This window comes from Pseudomonas sp. HPB0071 (assembly GCF_000478505.2).
Lineage (GTDB): Bacteria > Pseudomonadota > Gammaproteobacteria > Pseudomonadales > Pseudomonadaceae > Chryseomonas > Chryseomonas luteola.
Genome location: NZ_KI517367.1, coordinates 1,503,305 through 1,522,435 on the forward strand (window position 1 = coordinate 1,503,305; position 19,131 = coordinate 1,522,435).

A 19,131-nucleotide genomic window follows, 5' to 3' on the forward strand; every position below is an offset into this window, starting at 1 on the left:
CGCAGGATAACTTTAAGGATGGCCGTGAAATCCCCCGCGTTTCGCAGAAAGTTTCCCTTGCTGGTTACTGGCAGTCTGCTGGCTTTTCAGCCGCTGACCTCCGTTCTTGCTGCTCCGGCAGCCCAGCAGTTCAACTGCGCTCCTTCCGCCACAGGCGGCTGGGCGTGTAATACTACCGAGGCCACGAGTAATGTGCCTCCCCGCCCAGCTCATACGGAGTCGGCTGTCAGTGCAGGCGATGGCCCGCAGACCGCAGCCGCCCGAGAGCCGGAGAAGACGCTGGTCACCGAGAGCGAAGGCCGAGGCCTTGCTTCCCGAAGCGCGGACTATAGCCATCTGGATTGGGTGCCGCGTGAAAAGCTGACCCCTGCGCAGCTGGCGGAAACAGGCCCCTACTGCTCGGGCGCCTATGTCGAGCCACAGCGCCCCGGCATGAATGACAAAACGCCGATGAGCGAATCGCCGACGTACGTCACTGCCAAGGTGTCTCGCTATCAGGAAGAGACTCAGACCGCCACCCTCGCAGGTGATGTAATCCTGCGGCAAGGTCACATGCAGGTCGAGGCGAATGAGGCCAACCTGCATCGAACTGAAAACCGGGGCGAGCTGAACGGTAACGTCAAGTTCCGTGACAATGGCATGCTCGTGGTGGGCGACAATGCTCAAGTGCAACTCGACAACGGCGCCGTTCAGGTGGATAACGCCGAATACGTTGTGCACCAGAGCCGTATTCGGGGCAGCGCGCTGTACGTCAAGCGCGGCGAAGACGCCATTATCCGTCTAAAAGACGGTACCTATACGACATGCGAGCCGGGCAGCAACTCATGGACCGTCAAGGGCAATAACGTTACGTTGAACCCGGCGACCGGCTTGGGCTATGCCACCAACGCGACCTTGCGCGTCAAGGACTTTCCAGTCCTCTATACACCGTTCATTTATTTCCCGATCGACAATCGTCGTCAGTCAGGCTTCCTGCCGCCGACCATTGCCTCGTCGAGCGATAATGGTCTGACCGTCGTAACGCCCTACTACTTCAACCTGGCGCCCAATTACGACGCAACTCTGTACCCACGCTACATGACCAAGCGCGGCCTGATGATGGAAGGTGAGTTCCGTTATCTGACACGCAGCAGCGAAGGTCAGATCAGTGCGGCGTACCTGAACGATCAGGAAAACGATCATGAAGGCATGCCGGAAGCAACGGACAGGCGCTGGCTGTACGGTTGGAAAAACCGCACAGGCCTGGACTCCCGCTGGCTGGCAGAAGTCGACTACACCAAGATCAGCGATCCGTATTACTTCCAGGATCTGGATACCGATCTAGGCATTAGCAAACCCACCTACGTCAACCAGCAGGGCCAGCTGACGTACCGGGGTGATACCTATACGGCGCGCTTGAACGCTCAGGCTTACCAGATGGCTACGGTATCCGACGTGACACCGTATAACCGCCTGCCACAGCTGACATTGGATGGACACCTGCCTTACAGCCCAGGCGGCCTGCAGTTTACCTATGGCACCGAATTTGTTCGGTTCCAGCGCAGTCTGGATGACGATACTTATTTCGATCTGGATGATGACGGTAACCGCACCAACATCCGCAATCGTCCTGACGTAAATCTTTTCGGTCTCTCACGCGCTGAGGGTGATCGTATCCACGCTGAGCCTGGCATTTCAATGCCAATGAATGCTAGCTGGGGCTATCTGACACCCTCAGTTCGGTACGCCTATACTCGTTACGACTTGGATCTGGATAGTCAAGGCAAGAGTGACCTTAGCTCTTCATTCAATGACCCAAGCGGGCGCCGTCAATCTGTAGGCTCCAGCCTGCAAAGCTTTAACGATAACCCAAGCCGTTCTGTGCCTATCGTAAGCATCGACAGCGGCCTGTATTTCGATCGTAATTCCAACCTGTTCGGCGAAGGCGGCAAGCAGACTCTAGAGCCTCGTGCCAAGTACTTGTATGTCCCATACAAGGACCAGGATGACATCCCGGTATTCGATACCAGCGAATACACCTTCAGCTATGACTCCCTGTGGCGTGATAATCGCTTTACAGGTAGAGACCGGATTGGCGATGCCAATCAGCTGGCCTTGGGTGCAACCTCCCGCTTCATCGAGCCGAGTGGCTTTGAGCGAGCCAATGTCAGCTTTGGTCAGCTATTCTACTTCCGCGACCGCCGCGTACAGCTGCCAGGTTTGACGGAAGATGATATTGCCTACGCCCGCAGCCTTGGTCAGGATGTCGACAATCCTCAAGCTGACTCCTGGCGCTCGCCTTATGCGTTGGCCGGTATGTACCGCTTCAACCGCGACTGGCGCGTCAATGGAGAGTTCAACTGGGATCCGACCATTAACCACACGGACTCTGGCAGCGTAATGTTCCATTACCAGCCGGAAAACGATCCCCGGAAGATCGTCAACGCAGGCTATCGCTACAGAAGCAATACACGCGTCTATGATCCCAACCTGGGCCGTTTCGCCTACAACAGCAACGATTACAAGATCGACCAGCATGATTTCTCTGTCATCTGGCCAATCGTTCCGCAGTGGTCCGCCATTGCCCGCTGGCAGTTCGACTACAACAAGAGCCGTACACTCGAGGCCTTTGGCGGCTTCGAATATGACAGCTGCTGCTGGAAGCTGCGTCTGATCAACCGCTACTGGGTCGATACGGATGATGATGTTTTCTACAACTCCCAAACATCCAAGTCTGACCGCGGCGTCTTCCTGCAGATCGTCCTGAAAGGGCTCGGCAACGTCTTCGGTGGCAAGACCGAAGGCTTCCTGGATAAAGGCATTCAAGGCTATCGTGAACGTGAAGACCAAGCTATGTAACGCCATGCGCCCACTTGCTCTAGGTGTGGCGCTGACTATCAGCTCAATGGCCCATGCTGCCGTGGTACCGCTGGACCGAGTGGTTGCCATTGTAGACAACGATGTGGTGATGGAGAGTCAGCTCAGGCAGCGCCTGACCGAGGTGAAGCAGAACATTGCCAAGCGGGGCGGCGAAGTACCGCCCGACAGTGCTGTAGAAAATCAGGTACTGGAACGGCTGATTCTGGAAGACATACAGCTGCAGATCGCTGAGCGTAGCGGCATTCGTATCTCGGAAGACGAGCTAAACCAGGCGGTTGCCACAATCGCTCAGCGCAACGGACTGAGCGTGGCTCAGTTTCGTCAGGCGCTGGCTCAGGATGGCCTGACCTATGACGATGTTCGCGACCAGGTACGTCGTGAGTTAACTATCAGTCGCGTACGGCAGCGTCAGGTAGCCCAGCGCATCCAAATCAGTCAGCAGGAAGTGCAGAACTTCCTGAACTCCGATCTGGGCCGCATTCAGCTATCAGAAGAATACCGCCTGGCCAATATTCTGATTCCTGTGGCAGATAGCGCTTCTTCCAGTGAAATCCAGGCTGCTGGCCAAAAGGCCATGCAGATCTATAACAAGGCTCGTCAGGGTGCTGACTTTGGCGAACTTGCCATTGCCAACTCGGCTGGCGATAACGCCTTGGATGGCGGTGAGATAGGCTGGCGGAAAGCCGCCCAGCTTCCACCTCCCTTCGATCAGATGATCAGCTCGATGAAGCCAGGTGACGTCACTGAGCCTGCTCGTGTACCGGGCGGTATTATCATCCTCAAGGTTGAGGAGAAGCGTGGCGGCGAAAGCTCGGTGGTTGACGAAGTTCATGTTCGCCATATCCTGCTAAAGCCAAACGAAATTCGCAGCGACGAGGAGACACGTCGTCTAGCGGAACGCCTGCGTGAGCGCATCGAGGGTGGTGAAGACTTTGCCGAACTGGCCAAGAGCTTTTCGGAAGATCCCGGTTCGGCACTTAACGGTGGCGACCTGAACTGGATCAACCCGGAGTCTCTGGTACCTGAGTTCCGTGAGGTCATGAACAGCACCTCTGCTGGCCAGCTGTCTCAGCCTTTCCGTACGCAATATGGCTGGCACATTCTGGAAGTCCTGGGTCGTCGTGCTACGGACAACAGCGAGCAGGTTCGTCAACAGCAAGCCCTCAACCTTCTGCGTAACCGCAAGTACGATCAGGAGCTGCAGCTGTGGCTGCGCCAGATCCGCGACGAGGCTTACGTGGAAATCAAAAAGTGACAGGGCCAAAGCGCTTTGCTTTGACGCCCGGGGAGCCAGCAGGCATCGGTCCGGACCTTTGCCTGCTGCTTGCTCAGCATCCTCAGCCCTACCCTCTTATTGCTATTGCCAGCCAGTCTCTACTGGCCGAGCGAGCCCAGCAGCTCGGCCTCTCAATTTCCCTTATCAGCGTTACGCCATCTGACTGGCCTGTAGAGCCCACTAACGCCGGGGCGCTTTATGTATGGGACACACCACTAGGCGCACCCGTGGTGGCTGGCCAATTGAGTCCTGCCAATGGTCACTATGTTCTGGAAACCCTGACTCGGGCCGTGCAGGGCTGCCTCAATGGCCACTTTGCCGGCATGATTACCGCACCGGTTCACAAGGGCGTGATCAATGAAGCAGGCGTTGCGTTCTCCGGACATACCGAATTCCTTGCCGACCTGACCCATACTCCGCAGGTTGTCATGATGTTGGCAACAAGGGGCCTGCGCGTGGCTCTTGTCACTACGCACTTGCCCTTACGTGAAGTGGCGGACGCCATCACTGGCGAGCGTGTCCAGCGTGTAGCGCGGATACTTCAGGCTGACCTGCAAGAGAAATTCGGTATTCCGAAGCCGCGAATTCTGGTCTGTGGCCTCAATCCCCACGCCGGCGAAGGCGGACACCTGGGCCGGGAAGAGATCGAGATCATCGAGCCTGCACTTGAGCAGTTGCGTGAAGAAGGCCTTGAACTGATAGGCCCTTTGCCAGCTGATACACTATTCACACCCAAATACCTCGATCACTGCGACGCCGTGCTCGCCATGTATCACGACCAGGGCCTGCCTGTGCTCAAGCACAAAGGCTTTGGTGCCGCGGTCAATATTACCTTAGGCCTGCCGATCATTCGTACATCGGTCGACCATGGTACCGCCCTAGATCTGGCCGGAACGGGCCAAGTCGATACCGGCAGCCTGAGCGTTGCCTTGGAGACGGCCTATCAAATGGCCGAAACACATATCAATGACTGAGCTTTATCAACACAAGGCGCGCAAGCGTTTTGGACAGAATTTTCTTCATGATGCCGGCGTCATCCACCGCATCCTGCGCGCCATCAATGGAAAGGCAGGTGAACATCTGCTGGAAATCGGCCCTGGCCAAGGAGCGCTCACGGAAGGACTGCTGTCCAGTGGCGCAACGCTGGATGTCATAGAGCTTGACCAGGATCTTATCCCCCTGCTCAAGCTAAAGTTTGGCCTGAACCCTCAGTTCACCCTCCATCAGGGTGATGCCCTCAAGTTCAACTTTGCCGAACTGGTTAGTGGCGAGAAGCTGCGTGTCGTGGGCAACCTGCCCTACAACATTTCCACTCCATTGATCTTCCATCTTTTGGACCATGCAGACGTTATCTCCGACATGCACTTCATGCTGCAGAAGGAAGTCGTCGAGCGGCTGGCAGCAGAGCCAGGCGGCGGCGATTGGGGACGTCTGTCAATCATGGTTCAATACCATTGCCGCGTTGAGCACCTTTTCAATGTAGGCCCTGGTGCATTCAATCCTCCACCCAAGGTGGATTCGGCCATTGTGCGCCTTGTTCCACATACCGAACGTCCGTATACCGCTAAAAATCCAAAGATGCTTGAGCGAGTCGTACGTGAAGCGTTCAATCAGCGCCGCAAGACCTTGCGCAATACACTCAAGGGTCTCATGAACAGTGATGCCATCGAGGCTGCCGGCGTTGAGCCGGGTCTACGCCCCGAGCAACTCGATATCGCAGCCTTTGTCCGCTTGGCCAATGCCTTGGCAGATCAGCCACAGAGCAACTAAGGTCATCTGAATAACCTGAATATTTAAGAGGTCAGCCTCAGTGTCCGACCCACGCTATTCCATTAAAGTAGCTGTTTCCACACGCTACCTGCCGGAGCAGTCTCAGGAGGCGCAGAATCGCTTCGCCTTCGCCTATGACGTCACCATTACCAATGAAGGCAGCCTGCCGGCACAGCTGCATGCACGCCACTGGATCATTACCGATGGCAATGGTCGAACCCAGGAGGTGCGCGGTGCTGGTGTGGTAGGCGAACAGCCTGTACTTGCACCAGGAGCAACGCACCAATACAGCAGCGGTACGGTGCTCGAAACCCGCGTAGGCAGTATGCGTGGCAGTTATCAGATGGAGGCCAGTGACGGCCATACCTTCGATGCCGTTATTGCGCCCTTCCGCCTCGCTGTTCCAGGTTCCTTACACTGATGACGCTTTATGCCGTTGGCGACTTGCAAGGTTGCCTTGACCCGCTCAAGTGCCTGCTCGAAGAAGTAGACTTCGATCCTGCGCAGGACCGTCTCTGGCTGGTTGGTGACCTAGTCAACCGTGGCCCGCAATCACTGGAAACGCTGCGTTTCCTGTATGACATGCGGGAATCCATCGTCACCGTACTGGGCAACCATGACCTTCATCTTCTGGCGGTTTCGCTCCATCCCGAACGCATGAAGAAAAGCGATACGCTGCGCAAGATCCTCAAGGCGTCAGACTGCGACGAGCTGCTCTCCTGGCTTCGCCAGCAGCCGCTTCTTCATTACGATGAGCCGCGCGATACGATTCTGGTTCATGCTGGTCTGCCGCCGCAGTGGACGCTGGAGAAGGCACTCTCCCTGGCCAAGGAAGTAGAAACTGTCCTACGGGATGATGAGCACTTTCCACAGTTCATAGACGGTATGTACGGCAATGAGCCGGCACTCTGGGAGGAGAGCCTGGAGGGTGCCACTCGCTGGCGCGTTATTACCAACTACCTGACGCGCATGCGTTTCTGCGCACCGGACGGCACGCTGGAGTTGAAAACCAAGGAAGCCTCCGGCAGTGCGCCTGACGGCTATGCCCCCTGGTTCAGCCATCCTGGTCGTCTGACGCGTCAGCATCGGCTGATCTTTGGCCATTGGGCGGCACTCGAAGGCCGCTGCGATGAGCCAGGCGTGTTTGCGCTGGATACCGGCTGTGTCTGGGGCAACAAAATGACCTTAATGAATGTCGATACCGGCGAGCGCCACAGTTGCGCCTGCCAGGAAGGAGGCTAAAGATGAGCGAGTTTCACTGCATTGATCCTGAACAGGCGCTGGAGCTGCGCCAGCGTGGCGCAACAGTTGTGGATATCCGCGACCCTCATAGCTACGCCACCCTGCATATTGCGGGCTCTCAGCGGATCGATAACCAGACCCTGCCCGACTTCATGGCCCAGGCCGATATGGATCAGCCGCTGGTTGTCGTGTGCTATCACGGTCATTCAAGCCAGAGCGCTGCCGCCTTTTTTTCCCAGCAGGGCTTCAGTGAAGTCTACAGCCTCGATGGCGGCTTCGAAGTCTGGCGAAGCGTATATCCCGACGAGACGGAAAGCGGCTCGTTTTGATTGATCCTTCAAGTGCTTAGCACACGCTTTTGACGATCCCGTTACACATAAGTCTAAAGAGGGGCTTCCACATCTCCATAATCGGACTATTCTTGGATTAGGCCTTCCCATTCAGGGAGCCGGATTTCCGGCGGGCCATCGGTACGACCATTAGGTGTTCGGGGGAATTCCAAACGGTTGCTCCGTCGACTGTTGCTGTTTTCCGTGCACGCGTACGACCGATCCCAGCCGGCTCGAGGGTATCCAGCGAGGAGACGTCATGAGCATTTTCAGTCACTTCCAGGGGCGTTTCGAAGCGACTCGTCAGGAAGAATATTCCCTTCAGGAATATCTTGAGATCTGCAAGAAGGACCGTACTGCCTATGCCAGTGCCGCTGAGCGCATGCTCATGGCTATTGGTGAACCGGAGCTGGTAGATACCGCCAGCGATCCGCGCCTTTCGCGCATCTTTTCCAACAAGGTGATCCGTCGTTACCCTGCTTTTGCAGACTTCCACGGGATGGAAGATTGCATCGAGCAGATCGTTTCGTATTTTCGGCACGCTGCCCAAGGCCTCGAAGAGAAAAAGCAGATCCTTTATCTCCTGGGTCCTGTAGGGGGTGGTAAATCGTCATTGGCGGAAAAGCTCAAGCAGCTGATCGAGCGTGTTCCGTTTTATGCCATCAAGGACTCTCCGGTCTTTGAATCTCCGCTGGGCCTATTCAATCCTGATGAAGATGGCCAGATTCTTGAAGAGGACTATGGCATTCCTCGCCACTATCTGCGCAGCATCATGTCGCCTTGGGCAGCCAAGCGATTGCAGGAGTTCGGCGGAGATATCAGCAAGTTCCGTGTTGTAAAGCTGCACCCCTCCATCCTTAACCAGATCGCTATCGCCAAGACCGAGCCAGGCGATGAGAACAACCAGGACATTTCCGCGCTTGTCGGCAAGGTCGACATTCGCAAGCTCGAGGAATATCCGCAAAACGATGCAGACGCCTATAGCTACTCAGGCGCTTTATGCCGAGCCAACCAAGGCTTGATGGAATTTGTGGAAATGTTCAAGGCACCTATCAAGGTGCTGCACCCACTCCTGACCGCAACTCAGGAAGGCAACTACAACAGTACCGAAGGTCTGGGTGCCCTGCCCTACAGTGGGATCATCCTGGCCCACTCCAACGAATCAGAATGGCATACCTTCCGTAACAACAAGAATAACGAGGCCTTCATCGACCGTATCTACATCGTCAAGGTCCCGTATTGCCTGCGTGTTTCGGATGAGATGAAGATCTACGACAAGCTCCTCATCAACAGCTCTCTATCCAAAGCTCATTGCGCGCCCGATACGCTCAAAATGCTGGCGCAGTTCTCTGTACTTTCACGCCTGAAAGAGCCTGAGAACTCGAATATCTACTCCAAGATGCGGGTATACGACGGTGAAAACCTGAAGGACACTGATCCCAAGGCCAAGTCGATTCAGGAGTATCGCGATACAGCAGGTGTCGATGAAGGCATGAACGGTTTGTCGACCCGTTTTGCCTTCAAGATTCTTTCCCGTGTCTTCAACTTCGATGCCAACGAGATTGCAGCCAACCCTGTTCATTTACTGTATGTGCTTGAGCAGCAGATCGAGCAGGAGCAGTTTCCGGCAGAAGTCCGCGAGCGCTACATGCGCTTTATCAAGGAATACTTGGCACCTCGTTATGTCGAGTTCATCGGCAAGGAGATTCAAACCGCCTACCTTGAATCGTACAGCGAATACGGACAGAACATTTTTGACCGCTACGTGTTGTACGCCGATTTCTGGATTCAGGATCAGGAATACCGTGACCCGGAAACAGGTGAAATTCTCAATCGCGCGGCGCTAAACGAGGAGCTGGAGAAGATCGAGAAGCCGGCAGGCATCAGCAATCCAAAAGACTTCCGCAACGAGATCGTCAACTTTGTGCTGCGCGCGCGTGCCAATAACAATGGCAAGAATCCCAGCTGGCTCTCTTACGAGAAGCTGCGCACGGTCATCGAGAAGAAGATGTTCTCGAACACCGAGGATCTCCTGCCGGTTATCAGCTTCAACGCCAAGGCAAGCAAGGAGGACCAACAAAAACACAACGACTTTGTGACTCGCATGGTCGAGCGTGGCTATACCGAGAAGCAAGTGCGGTTGCTGTCCGAGTGGTATCTGCGGGTACGGAAATCGCAGTAAAGAACGCAGTCGTATCGTCACAGGCAGAGACGGCGTGACCGTGCTCTGCCGTGACCTGTCCGGCGGTAGGCAAATCGCAATATGCCAAGCCTATCGTAGGACCGCGGACTGCTCCATTTCCGAGCCCGGAGGGCGTCTATGAGTTATGTCATCGACCGGCGTTTGAATGGCAAGAATAAGAGCACGGTAAACCGTACACGTTTTCTGCGGCGTTACCGCGAGCACATCAAGAAGGCGGTCGAAGAGGCCGTGAGCCGCCGTTCCATTACCGATATGGAGCATGGCGAGCAGATCAGTATTCCTGGCCGCGACATTGATGAGCCCGTGCTGCATCACGGTCGTGGCGGCAAGCAAACGACCGTTCATCCCGGTAATAAGGAATTTTCTTCAGGAGACCGCATTCCGCGCCCCCAAGGAGGCGGTGGTGGCGGCGCAGGCCAAGGCAAGGCCAGCAACAGTGGCGAAGGCATGGATGACTTCGTGTTCCAGATTACCCAGGACGAATTTCTCGACTTCATGTTCGAGGATCTTGAACTGCCGAATCTGGTGAAAAAACAGCTGACCGGCAGTGACACGTTCAAGACAGTACGTGCTGGTATCAGCAGCGAAGGGAATCCGTCGCGCATCAATATCATCCGGACTTTACGCTCCGCTCATGCCCGGCGAATTGCTCTGTCGGGCGGGAGCCGCAACAAGCTGCGCGAAGTCAAGGCAGAGCTTGCACGCCTGCGTGTCGAGGAGCCGGACAACATCACTGATATCCAGGCGCTCGAAGCCGAGATTGTGCGTCTGCGCGCCCGGATCGATAAGGTCCCGTTCCTGGATACCTTTGACCTCAAGTACAACCTGTTGAGCAAACAGCCTACGCCAAGTTCAAAGGCAGTGATGTTCTGTCTGATGGATGTTTCCGGCTCGATGACTCAGGCGACTAAAGACATCGCCAAGCGCTTTTTCATCCTGCTCTATCTGTTTCTCAAGCGTAATTACGAGCGAATCGATGTGGTGTTTATTCGTCACCACACTAGCGCGCGTGAAGTGGATGAAGAGGAGTTTTTCTATTCCCGTGAAACGGGCGGCACGATTGTATCCAGTGCATTGAAGCTCATGCAGGAAATCATGGCGGAGCGGTATCCCATCAACGAGTGGAACCTGTATGCCGCGCAGGCCTCGGACGGTGACAACTGGAATGACGACTCGCCTATCTGCAGAGATATCCTAGTCCGCCAGATACTGCCGTTCATGCAGTACTACACCTATGTAGAGATCACGCCACGGGAACATCAGGCCTTGTGGTACGAATACGAACAGGTGCGCGGGGCGTTTCCCGAGTCCTTTTCGCAACAGCAGATCGTATCGGCTGCCGACATCTACCCGGTGTTTCGTGAACTGTTCCAGCGGAGGCTTGTGTCATGAAGCGTCAGCCTATTTCCACCGGCTCGGAATGGACATTCGAGCTCGTACAGGCCTACGACCGGGAAATCGGTCGTATCGCCAAGCGCTATGCGCTGGATACCTATCCCAACCAAATTGAAATCATCACAGCCGAGCAGATGATGGACGCCTACGCGTCCGTTGGCATGCCCATCGGCTATAACCACTGGTCTTATGGTAAGCACTTCCTGCATACCGAAAAACATTACAAGCGCGGGCAAATGGGTCTGGCCTATGAAATCGTGATCAATTCAGATCCCTGCATCGCCTATCTGATGGAGGAAAACACCATTACGATGCAAGCCCTTGTGATTGCCCACGCCTGTTATGGGCATAACAGCTTCTTCAAGGGCAATTACCTGTTCCGGACCTGGACAGACGCCAGCTCCATCATCGATTACCTAGTGTTCGCCAAGCAGTACATCACGCAATGCGAAGAACGCCATGGCATCGATGCGGTAGAGGACCTCCTCGATTCATGCCATGCGCTCATGAATTATGGTGTGGATCGCTACAAGCGGCCCTATCCCATTTCCGCTGAAGAGGAGCGCCGTCGGCAAAAAGAGCGTGAGGAGCTCCTGCAGCGCCAAGTAAATGACCTCTGGCGCACCATCCCCAAGATGGGCGACAAGGATAAACACGAAGAGGATGCGCGTTTCCCGTCTGAGCCTCAGGAAAATATTCTTTATTTTCTTGAGAAACATGCCCCGCTGCTAGAGCCCTGGCAGCGTGAAGTTATCCGGATCGTGCGCAAGATCGCTCAGTACTTCTATCCGCAGCGGCAAACGCAGGTAATGAATGAAGGCTGGGCAACCTTCTGGCATTACACCTTGCTCAACGATCTCTACGATGAAGGCCTCGTAACCGATGGCTTCATGTTCGAGTTCCTGCAGTCTCACTCAGGCGTGATCTACCAGCCAAGCTTCGACAGCCCCTATTACAGCGGCATCAACCCTTACACCTTGGGCTTTTCCATGTTCCGCGATATTCGCCGGATCTGTGAGAATCCTACCGAAGAAGACAAGCGCTGGTTTCCGGATATCGCAGGCAGCGACTGGCTCTCTACCGTTACGTTCGCGATGAAGAGCTTCAAGGACGAAAGCTTTATCCTTCAATTCCTGTCGCCCAAGGTTATCCGGGATCTCAAGCTGTTCAGCATTCTGGACGATGATCACCGTGATGAGCTGGAAGTCGCGGCAATTCATGATGATCGGGGTTATCGCCTGATTCGTGAGCAGCTGGCAGCCCAGTACAATCTGGGCAATCGTGAGCCTAATATCCAGATCTGGAATATCAACCGTCGCGGTGATCGCTCGCTCACGTTGCGGCATACCCAGCATGATCGCAAACCCCTGGGCGATTCTACCGAGGAGGTACTCAAGCACTTGCATCGCTTATGGGGCTTTGACATTCACCTTGAAACCGCTCAGGGCGATCAGATCGTCAGCACCCAGCACGTTCCGCCCCGGGACGGCCACCGGGACCTTGACCCTCGGCGTACCGACATCGCTATCTCGCCCATCTAAATCCAAGGCCTCCTGTGAGGCCTTGTTTCTTTACATCCTTTTTGGCGTTTACCTACTTCATCGTTATCCTGCTGCCTTCAGGAGGTGAAGCATGCAGATATACAAGGTGGGTGGCGCGGTCCGGGATCGATTGCTAGGGCAGCCCGTTACGGAAGTCGATTGGGTTGTTGTCGGAGGTACCGCTGAAGAGCTTACCGCTCAGGGTTTTCGCCCCGTCGGCGCGGACTTTCCTGTTTTCCTTCATCCCAAGACCGGTGAGGAATACGCCCTGGCGCGCACTGAACGTAAAAGTGGTCGTGGCTATGGCGGCTTCACCTTTTTTGCAGACCCGGACGTCACCCTGGAAGACGATCTCATCCGCCGCGATCTGACCATCAACGCAATGGCAGAAGACGAAGCGGGCCACGTGATTGATCCCTATGGTGGCCTGAAGGATCTACATGCACGTCTGCTGCGCCATGTGTCCCCAGCGTTCATGGAGGACCCATTGCGGGTGCTGCGCGTAGCTCGTTTTGCGGCCCGCTATGCTCCGCTTGGGTTTAATGTCGCTCCGGAGACCCTTGAGCTGATGCAGCGCATGGCGACCAGCGGTGAACTGGACGCCCTGACACCCGAGCGCATGTGGAAAGAAATCTCCCGGGCGCTGATGGAGTCAAGGCCGGATGTTTTCATTCAAACCCTGCATGTCTGTGGTGCGCTGGCTGTACTGATACCCGAGATCGACTCCCTGCTCAAAGCCGATGCCTCTCCGTCTACCAGCCATACCTTGCGGGTACTGCGCCAATGCGCCAGTCATAAGCAACCCCTTCCCATACGCTGGTCATGTCTACTCATGCAGGTGAAGGGCGATCAACACGAGCCAAACCAGGTTACCGACACGATCGAAGCCATCAATAACCGCTTCAAGTTGCCGCGTGACTGCAGTGAGCTGGCGTTATTGGTCAGCCAGTATCACCCGCACGTCCAGCGTGCAGCCGAGCTGAGCTCAACAGCGCTTCTGGCGCTATTCCAGTGCTTCGACCTGTTCCGTCGGCCGGCTCGCTTCGAGGAGTTCCTTCAAGCCTGTGAAATGGACCACTATGACGCAGCACTCCCCTATGCGCAGGCAAATTACATGCGCTCGGTTGCGCAGGCTGCACGCGCAGTAACAGTACAACCTTTATTGGAGAGAGGACTTAAAGGCGCCGAACTTGGGGAGGCTTTGAAGCAGTCGCGCCTCGAGGCCATCGAGGCGTATTGCCGTGACTATTCAGCTGGAAAGGCCTGACACAGCGTGGCTGGCGTCAATGCCTGTCCACGCCATGTAAACGGTACCGGCCATAAACGCTGGACCTTGGGCATCGCAGCCCAAAGAGAAGCGTAATCACGGCCATCGACAGGATGCCTGACTGTGGCGGCCAATAACGAGAGCGGCCAAAGCACAAAGGCATTCTTGAGAATTTCTGCCCGCGGCAGAATCAGCCCATCCAGGTTTCCTACGAGATCGCCATAGGTCAGAATGTCGATATCAAGCGGCAAACCGGTACGATCTGCCGCGTATCGGCCATTATCAGCCTCGATGTGCTTTAAGCGAACAATCAAGTCAGCCAGGGACAATTCTGTCTGGGCCTTGACGACCAGGTTGAAGAACGGCTCGCTCTTGATACCCACGGCCTCGCTTTCAAAAACGGGAGAGCATGCCAGCTCTCCGCATAAGGCGGACAAGGCCTCCAGTGCCGCCGTCAGATGCTGCTCACGCGCGGTATTGCTGCCAAGGCCCAGGTATACCGTGGTCAGAGACATCCGCGCTCGATCTCCACACCAACCCCTGCCGCCGTCGGTACGGCACCCGGCTTGGTAATCTTCAGCCGCAACCCGGGCAATTGAAACTCCTGCATCAAGAGACTGGCCAGGCGCTCGGCAAACGTCTCGACCAACTGGAAGCTCGACTGCTGGGCGAACGCTGTAATACGTTCTGCCACCGCGGCGTAATTCAACGTCTTGTCCAGTTCATCGCTCTCGGCGGAAGGACGAATGTCCCAAGCCATGGTGACATCCAGACGCAAGCATTGACGAATTTCGCGCTCCCAGTCATACACACCAATAACGGTGTCAACTTCCAGTCCCTCGATGAATACCTTGTCCACGACCCTCTCCAGCGCCCATATGCGCATTATTTGAAAAGCCCAGCCACCGTATCGCGGTCAGACGAAGATTCCCATTAGAATCTGAAGGGACTGCCCCTCCGGGAACATCATCATGGTTTGGTTGCTGGCCACTTTTGCCTACCTGCTCGGCTCCGTATCGTTTGCCGTCCTGCTCAGCCGCGCCTTTGGCCTTAACGATCCCAGAACCAGTGGATCAGGCAATCCCGGTGCAACCAACATGTTTCGTCTTGGTGGCAAGCGCCTTGCCATCCTGACATTACTAGGCGACCTGAGCAAAAGCCTCGTCCCTATTCTCCTGGCACGTACCCTGGGCCTGTCAGAGGTCGAGCAGGCCTGGATCGGTCTGGCAGCAGTACTGGGCCATGTCTATCCGCTCTACTTTCAGTTTCGCGGCGGCAAAGGCGTCGCCACAGCGGCCGGTATGTTGCTAGGCCTGTATCCCTGGGCTGCATTGCTGGCGGCTGGCATCTGGGGAATCGTCTTCGCAATGACCCGTATCAGCTCCCTGGCTGCACTGGCCGCCACGTTGCTGTGCCTGCCGCTTATCGCCTGGCAACAACATGCCGCGTTATTGCCTCTGCTCGCGCTGACCATCCTTATCGTGCTTCGCCACCGTGCCAATCTCAAAGCCTTGCTGGCAGGACGAGAACGTCACTTCTAGAGAGCGTGACAGCTTTTGTCCCAAAAGATTTGCCAGATCACGCCCTTGACGTTACTCAGACCGCCGGTAACTGCTCCATTGGCCAACGTGCCTGCACCTGAATGGCGGGGCCATCCTGCTGACCGGCCAGCAGACGCTGGCAACCGGCATACGCAATCATGGCGCCGTTGTCCGTACAGAAACGTGGGCGGGCATAAAAGACATGCCCACGTAGCTCCTTGAGCATGGTCTCCAACGAGGTTCTCAGCGCAGTATTGGCGCTGACACCGCCAGCAATTACCAGAGACTTGAGGCCTGTTTGCTTAAGGGCACGCTTGCACTTGATCGTCAGCGTCTCGACGACCGCACGCTGAAAGGCCAAGGCGATATCGCAACGCGTCTGCTCACTGTTATCCCCTGCCGCCTCGCATTGCTGCCAGGTGTTAAGAGCAAAAGTCTTTAAACCGCTGAAGCTGAAATCCAGACCAGGCCGGTCTGTCATCGGACGCGGAAAGACAAAGCGATCAGGATTGCCATTGAGCGCAAGTCGAGCAATCTCCGGCCCGCCTGGATAACCGAGCCCCAGGAGCTTGGCAGTCTTGTCAAAGGCTTCCCCCGCAGCATCGTCTACCGACTCGCCCAGAAGCTGATAACGGCCGATACCGTCCACCCGTACAAGCTGCGTATGGCCACCAGACACCAACAAGGCGACGAACGGAAATTCCGGCGGCTGCTCCTCCAGCATGGGCGCCAACAAATGGCCTTCCATGTGATGAACCCCCAACGCCGGAACACCCCATGCCAGACTCAGCGCCTGGGCAAAGGAGGCGCCTACCAGCAGCGCACCGACCAGGCCCGGACCGGCCGTATAGGCAATGGCATCGACATCGGCCGGCTTGCTGCCTGCCTCAGCCAATACCTGATTAATAAGAGGAAGCATTCGTTTTACATGGTCACGGGAGGCCAATTCAGGCACTACCCCACCATAAACACGATGCAAATCGATTTGACTGAATAGCGCATCGGACAAAAGTCCACGTTCGCTGTCAAAGAGTGCGACACCTGTTTCGTCGCAGGACGTTTCGAGTCCCAGAACACGCATGGGCAGATGGCCTTCGGCCTGACGATGAATGAAGGAAGGCATGATAATCCCACCCATTTGCTCAGACCAGTGCTTTCGTCCGGAAGCTTTGCATTTACCCCGGCGAAGCGTTACTATCCGCAACCCTTAAAAACCGACGCTTTACATGGCCAAGGCCTCAAGCGTTGAATCAACCCCCGGTAAAACATTGAAGGTACGACCTGGATGCCCGCCGTCAAAGTCAAAGAAAACGAACCCTTCGACGTAGCCCTGCGTCGTTTCAAGCGCTCTTGCGAAAAAGCCGGTGTTCTGGCTGAAGTTCGCAGCCGCGAGTTCTACGAGAAGCCTACTTCCGAGCGTAAGCGCAAGGCAGCTGCTGCTGTTAAGCGTCATGCCAAGAAAGTGCAGCGCGAACAGCGCCGCCGCGAGCGTCTGTACTGATCAGACGCCTGCAAGGCTAACGGCTCCGCCCGACCACTGGTCGGGCTGAACGTATGTGATCTGCTAATCCGCACCACCTGTCAAGCATGTCCCATGCCTGGCGCATTCCTGTTGAACATCCTTTCGCAACGTGCGTTAGTATGCTCAAGTTTCGATAGTCGAATTTATAATTCAACCAAGCGACCTGCGCATGGAAGCAACCGTTTTTCATCGCGTATGCTAATGGCCCTCCCTGAGCCGAATGCACCATGGCCGGATTGATCCCCCAGAGCTTTATCGACGACCTGCTCAACCGCACCGACATTGTCGAAGTGGTAGGGTCACGCATCAAGCTAAAAAAAACCGGCAAGAATTTTAGTGCGCTCTGTCCTTTTCATAACGAAAAGAGCCCTTCGTTCAGCGTAAGTCCAGACAAGCAGTTCTATTACTGCTTCGGCTGCGGCGCAGGCGGAAATGCCCTCGGCTTTGTCATGGACCATGACAATCTAGAGTTTCCCGAAGCTGTTGAAGAGCTGGCCAGAAAAGCCGGTCTTGACGTTCCCCGGGAAGAAAGCACCAGTGGCGGCCCACGCAAGCCGCGGCAGATGGTGGACTCTCCGCTGTATGCGCTGCTGGCCGACGCAGCCACGTTCTATCGTCAGTCGCTCAAGAGTCACCCCCAGCGTAAAGCCGCGGTGGATTACCTGAAGAAACGCGGCCTGACCGGCGAGATCGCGCGTGATTATGGCCTGGGATTCGCACCGCCTGGCTGGGACAATCTGCTCAAGCATCTGGCAGGTGACGAGCTTCAGCAAAAAGCCATGATCGAGGCTGGTTTACTGATTGAAAATACCGAAAACGGCAAACGCTACGATCGTTTCCGTGATCGGGTCATTTTTCCGATCAAGGACAGCCGTGGGCGCGTTATCGCGTTTGGTGGCCGAGTCCTGGGCGATGAGAAACCCAAGTACCTTAACTCTCCGGAAACGCCTGTTTTCCATAAGGGTCAAGAGCTGTACGGGCTGTTCGAGGCTCGCCGAGCCAACCGCGATCTTGACGAGATCATTGTCGTGGAAGGCTATATGGACGTGATTGCCCTGGCGCAGCAAGGCATACGAAATGCTGTTGCCACCCTGGGTACGTCTACCAGTGAGGAGCACATCAAGCGCTTGTTTCGTCTGGTGCCTCAAATTCTGTTCTGCTTTGATGGCGACAAGGCCGGTCGTAGCGCAGCATGGCGCGCGCTGGAATCAGCGCTCCCCACCCTACAGGACGGTCGCAAGATCCGCTTTCTCTTTCTTCCCGAAGGCGAAGATCCAGATTCTCTCGTCAGATCAGAGGGCCCGGACGCGTTTCAGGCACGTTTCGTCCAGCAGGCGCTGCCACTGGCCGAGTATTTCTTCCAGCAACTGGCAGCCGAGGCTGACCCGTCTACTCTGGAGGGAAAGGCGCACCTGGCGACACTGGCCATACCGCTGATTGAAAAGGTCCCGGGAAATAACCTGAAAGCGCTCATGCGCCTGCGCCTGACCGAGCTGACCGGGCTCAACAACGAGTCGCTCAATCAGTTTGCCAGCGCACCAGCCGCGACACCACGGCCTACGGACGAGCCTTACTACGAGCAGGATGCCTACTACGACAGCGGCTATGACTCACCTGCGCCTGCTGCGCCCTACCCGAGCACTCGCACAGGCAAGCCCTCGTATGGCGGGAAAAATGGGTTCCGCGGCAAGAAGTCGTTCGGCTTCAAAGGTGACCCTGCCATGCGTGCCCCACGCGAGCCGGTAAAGGTTGAACCGCCTACGCTTGCCGCATTACGCAGCCTGGTACACCGCCCTTCGCTGGCCTTGCAGGTTCAGGATGCAAAGAACATTGCCGAAGAAAATGACCAGTACGCACAGCTTCTTGTTGCCCTGGTTGATGCCTTGCAGAAGAAGCCCGAACAGAGCACGTTGCAGCTGCTGGCACGCTGGCACGGCACTGAACAAGGCAAACTATTACGTGTTTTAGCCGAAAAAGAGTGGTTGATTTCAGGTGATAACCTTGAACAACAGTTTTTCGACACCATTACTAGGCTTGCAGCAAGCCAGCGTGAACGCAGCCTTGAACAGCTGCTCCGCAAGGCGCGCCAAAGCGAACTCAGCATTGAAGAGAAGGACCGTCTGCGCGAGCTTCTTAGCCGCCCAGCTGTGCCATCAACCTGATTCTGGCAAGAAAGCCGCCTGATC

The 19,131-nt window shown here is 55.9% G+C and carries 17 protein-coding genes; 14 read left to right on the forward strand and 3 right to left on the reverse strand.

The genetic code is table 11. The features are described 5' to 3' along the window. Positions 1 to 18: 18 nt before the first annotated feature. The 11 genes from HMPREF1487_RS07245 to HMPREF1487_RS07295 all read left to right on the forward strand — a co-directional run bounded on the left by HMPREF1487_RS07245 (position 19) and on the right by HMPREF1487_RS07295 (position 13,882). Positions 19 to 2,838, forward strand: coding sequence for an LPS-assembly protein LptD (locus HMPREF1487_RS07245; RefSeq protein ID WP_010795974.1), 2,820 nt, complete (start codon positions 19 to 21; stop codon positions 2,836 to 2,838). Beyond that, the gene (locus HMPREF1487_RS07250) at positions 2,819 to 4,114 is read left to right on the forward strand and encodes a peptidylprolyl isomerase (protein WP_026004190.1); all 1,296 of its coding nucleotides are present in this window, start codon (positions 2,819 to 2,821) and stop codon (positions 4,112 to 4,114) included. Before HMPREF1487_RS07245 ends, HMPREF1487_RS07250 begins: the two co-directional genes overlap by 20 nt. Next, positions 4,111 to 5,109: a 4-hydroxythreonine-4-phosphate dehydrogenase PdxA gene (pdxA, locus tag HMPREF1487_RS07255; RefSeq protein ID WP_037029818.1), complete on the forward strand. Its 999-nt coding sequence runs from the start codon at positions 4,111 to 4,113 to the stop codon at positions 5,107 to 5,109. Before HMPREF1487_RS07250 ends, pdxA begins: the two co-directional genes overlap by 4 nt. Beyond that, positions 5,102 to 5,905: a 16S rRNA (adenine(1518)-N(6)/adenine(1519)-N(6))-dimethyltransferase RsmA gene (gene rsmA / locus HMPREF1487_RS07260; protein ID WP_010795977.1), complete on the forward strand. Its 804-nt coding sequence runs from the start codon at positions 5,102 to 5,104 to the stop codon at positions 5,903 to 5,905. The genes pdxA and rsmA overlap by 8 nt, the downstream gene beginning before the upstream one ends. A gap of 40 nt (positions 5,906 to 5,945) precedes the next feature. Further along, entirely contained in the window at positions 5,946 to 6,326 is a 381-nt protein-coding gene (gene apaG, locus HMPREF1487_RS07265; RefSeq protein ID WP_010795978.1) for a Co2+/Mg2+ efflux protein ApaG, read from the forward strand. Further along, positions 6,326 to 7,147: a symmetrical bis(5'-nucleosyl)-tetraphosphatase gene (locus HMPREF1487_RS07270; RefSeq protein WP_010795979.1), complete on the forward strand. Its 822-nt coding sequence runs from the start codon at positions 6,326 to 6,328 to the stop codon at positions 7,145 to 7,147. Before apaG ends, HMPREF1487_RS07270 begins: the two co-directional genes overlap by 1 nt. Before the next feature lie 2 nt (positions 7,148 to 7,149). Beyond that, a complete protein-coding gene (glpE, locus tag HMPREF1487_RS07275; RefSeq protein WP_010795980.1) occupies positions 7,150 to 7,476 on the forward strand; it encodes a thiosulfate sulfurtransferase GlpE in 327 nt (108 codons plus the stop codon). Positions 7,477 to 7,735: 259 nt separating this feature from the next. Further along, positions 7,736 to 9,658, forward strand: a complete 1,923-nt coding sequence (locus tag HMPREF1487_RS07280) for a PrkA family serine protein kinase (RefSeq protein WP_010795981.1) — start codon at positions 7,736 to 7,738, stop codon at positions 9,656 to 9,658. A 138-nt stretch (positions 9,659 to 9,796) separates the two neighbouring features. Continuing rightward, positions 9,797 to 11,071, forward strand: a complete 1,275-nt coding sequence (locus HMPREF1487_RS07285) for a YeaH/YhbH family protein (protein WP_010795982.1) — start codon at positions 9,797 to 9,799, stop codon at positions 11,069 to 11,071. Next, on the forward strand, positions 11,068 to 12,615 hold the full coding sequence (locus tag HMPREF1487_RS07290; protein ID WP_010795983.1) for a SpoVR family protein: 1,548 nt from the start codon (positions 11,068 to 11,070) through the stop codon (positions 12,613 to 12,615). Before HMPREF1487_RS07285 ends, HMPREF1487_RS07290 begins: the two co-directional genes overlap by 4 nt. A gap of 91 nt (positions 12,616 to 12,706) precedes the next feature. Continuing rightward, a complete protein-coding gene (locus HMPREF1487_RS07295) occupies positions 12,707 to 13,882 on the forward strand; it encodes a multifunctional CCA addition/repair protein (protein ID WP_010795984.1) in 1,176 nt (391 codons plus the stop codon). On the opposite strand, the gene folK is transcribed toward HMPREF1487_RS07295, so the two are convergent. Together folK and folB are read right to left on the reverse strand one after the other, a co-directional pair. Next, entirely contained in the window at positions 13,861 to 14,397 is a 537-nt protein-coding gene (gene folK / locus HMPREF1487_RS07300) for a 2-amino-4-hydroxy-6-hydroxymethyldihydropteridine diphosphokinase (protein ID WP_010795985.1), read from the reverse strand. The genes HMPREF1487_RS07295 and folK overlap by 22 nt on opposite strands. Next, on the reverse strand, positions 14,388 to 14,741 hold the full coding sequence (gene folB / locus HMPREF1487_RS07305) for a dihydroneopterin aldolase (RefSeq protein WP_010795986.1): 354 nt from the start codon (positions 14,739 to 14,741) through the stop codon (positions 14,388 to 14,390). Before folB ends, folK begins: the two co-directional genes overlap by 10 nt. A gap of 112 nt (positions 14,742 to 14,853) precedes the next feature. Between folB and plsY the strand changes: the two genes are divergently transcribed. Beyond that, positions 14,854 to 15,423, forward strand: a complete 570-nt coding sequence (gene plsY / locus HMPREF1487_RS07310; RefSeq protein ID WP_010795987.1) for a glycerol-3-phosphate 1-O-acyltransferase PlsY — start codon at positions 14,854 to 14,856, stop codon at positions 15,421 to 15,423. A gap of 55 nt (positions 15,424 to 15,478) precedes the next feature. Here the strand turns inward: plsY and tsaD are convergent, their stop codons facing one another. Then, positions 15,479 to 16,504: a tRNA (adenosine(37)-N6)-threonylcarbamoyltransferase complex transferase subunit TsaD gene (gene tsaD / locus HMPREF1487_RS07315; protein WP_026004189.1), complete on the reverse strand. Its 1,026-nt coding sequence runs from the start codon at positions 16,502 to 16,504 to the stop codon at positions 15,479 to 15,481. A gap of 204 nt (positions 16,505 to 16,708) precedes the next feature. Between tsaD and rpsU the strand changes: the two genes are divergently transcribed. Then, positions 16,709 to 16,924 carry a 30S ribosomal protein S21 gene (rpsU, locus tag HMPREF1487_RS07320; protein ID WP_010795989.1) on the forward strand — a complete coding sequence of 72 codons (216 nt, stop codon included), beginning with the start codon at positions 16,709 to 16,711 and terminating at the stop codon, positions 16,922 to 16,924. Positions 16,925 to 17,172: 248 nt separating this feature from the next. Continuing rightward, on the forward strand, positions 17,173 to 19,107 hold the full coding sequence (gene dnaG / locus HMPREF1487_RS07325) for a DNA primase (protein WP_010795990.1): 1,935 nt from the start codon (positions 17,173 to 17,175) through the stop codon (positions 19,105 to 19,107). Positions 19,108 to 19,131 lie beyond the last annotated feature (24 nt).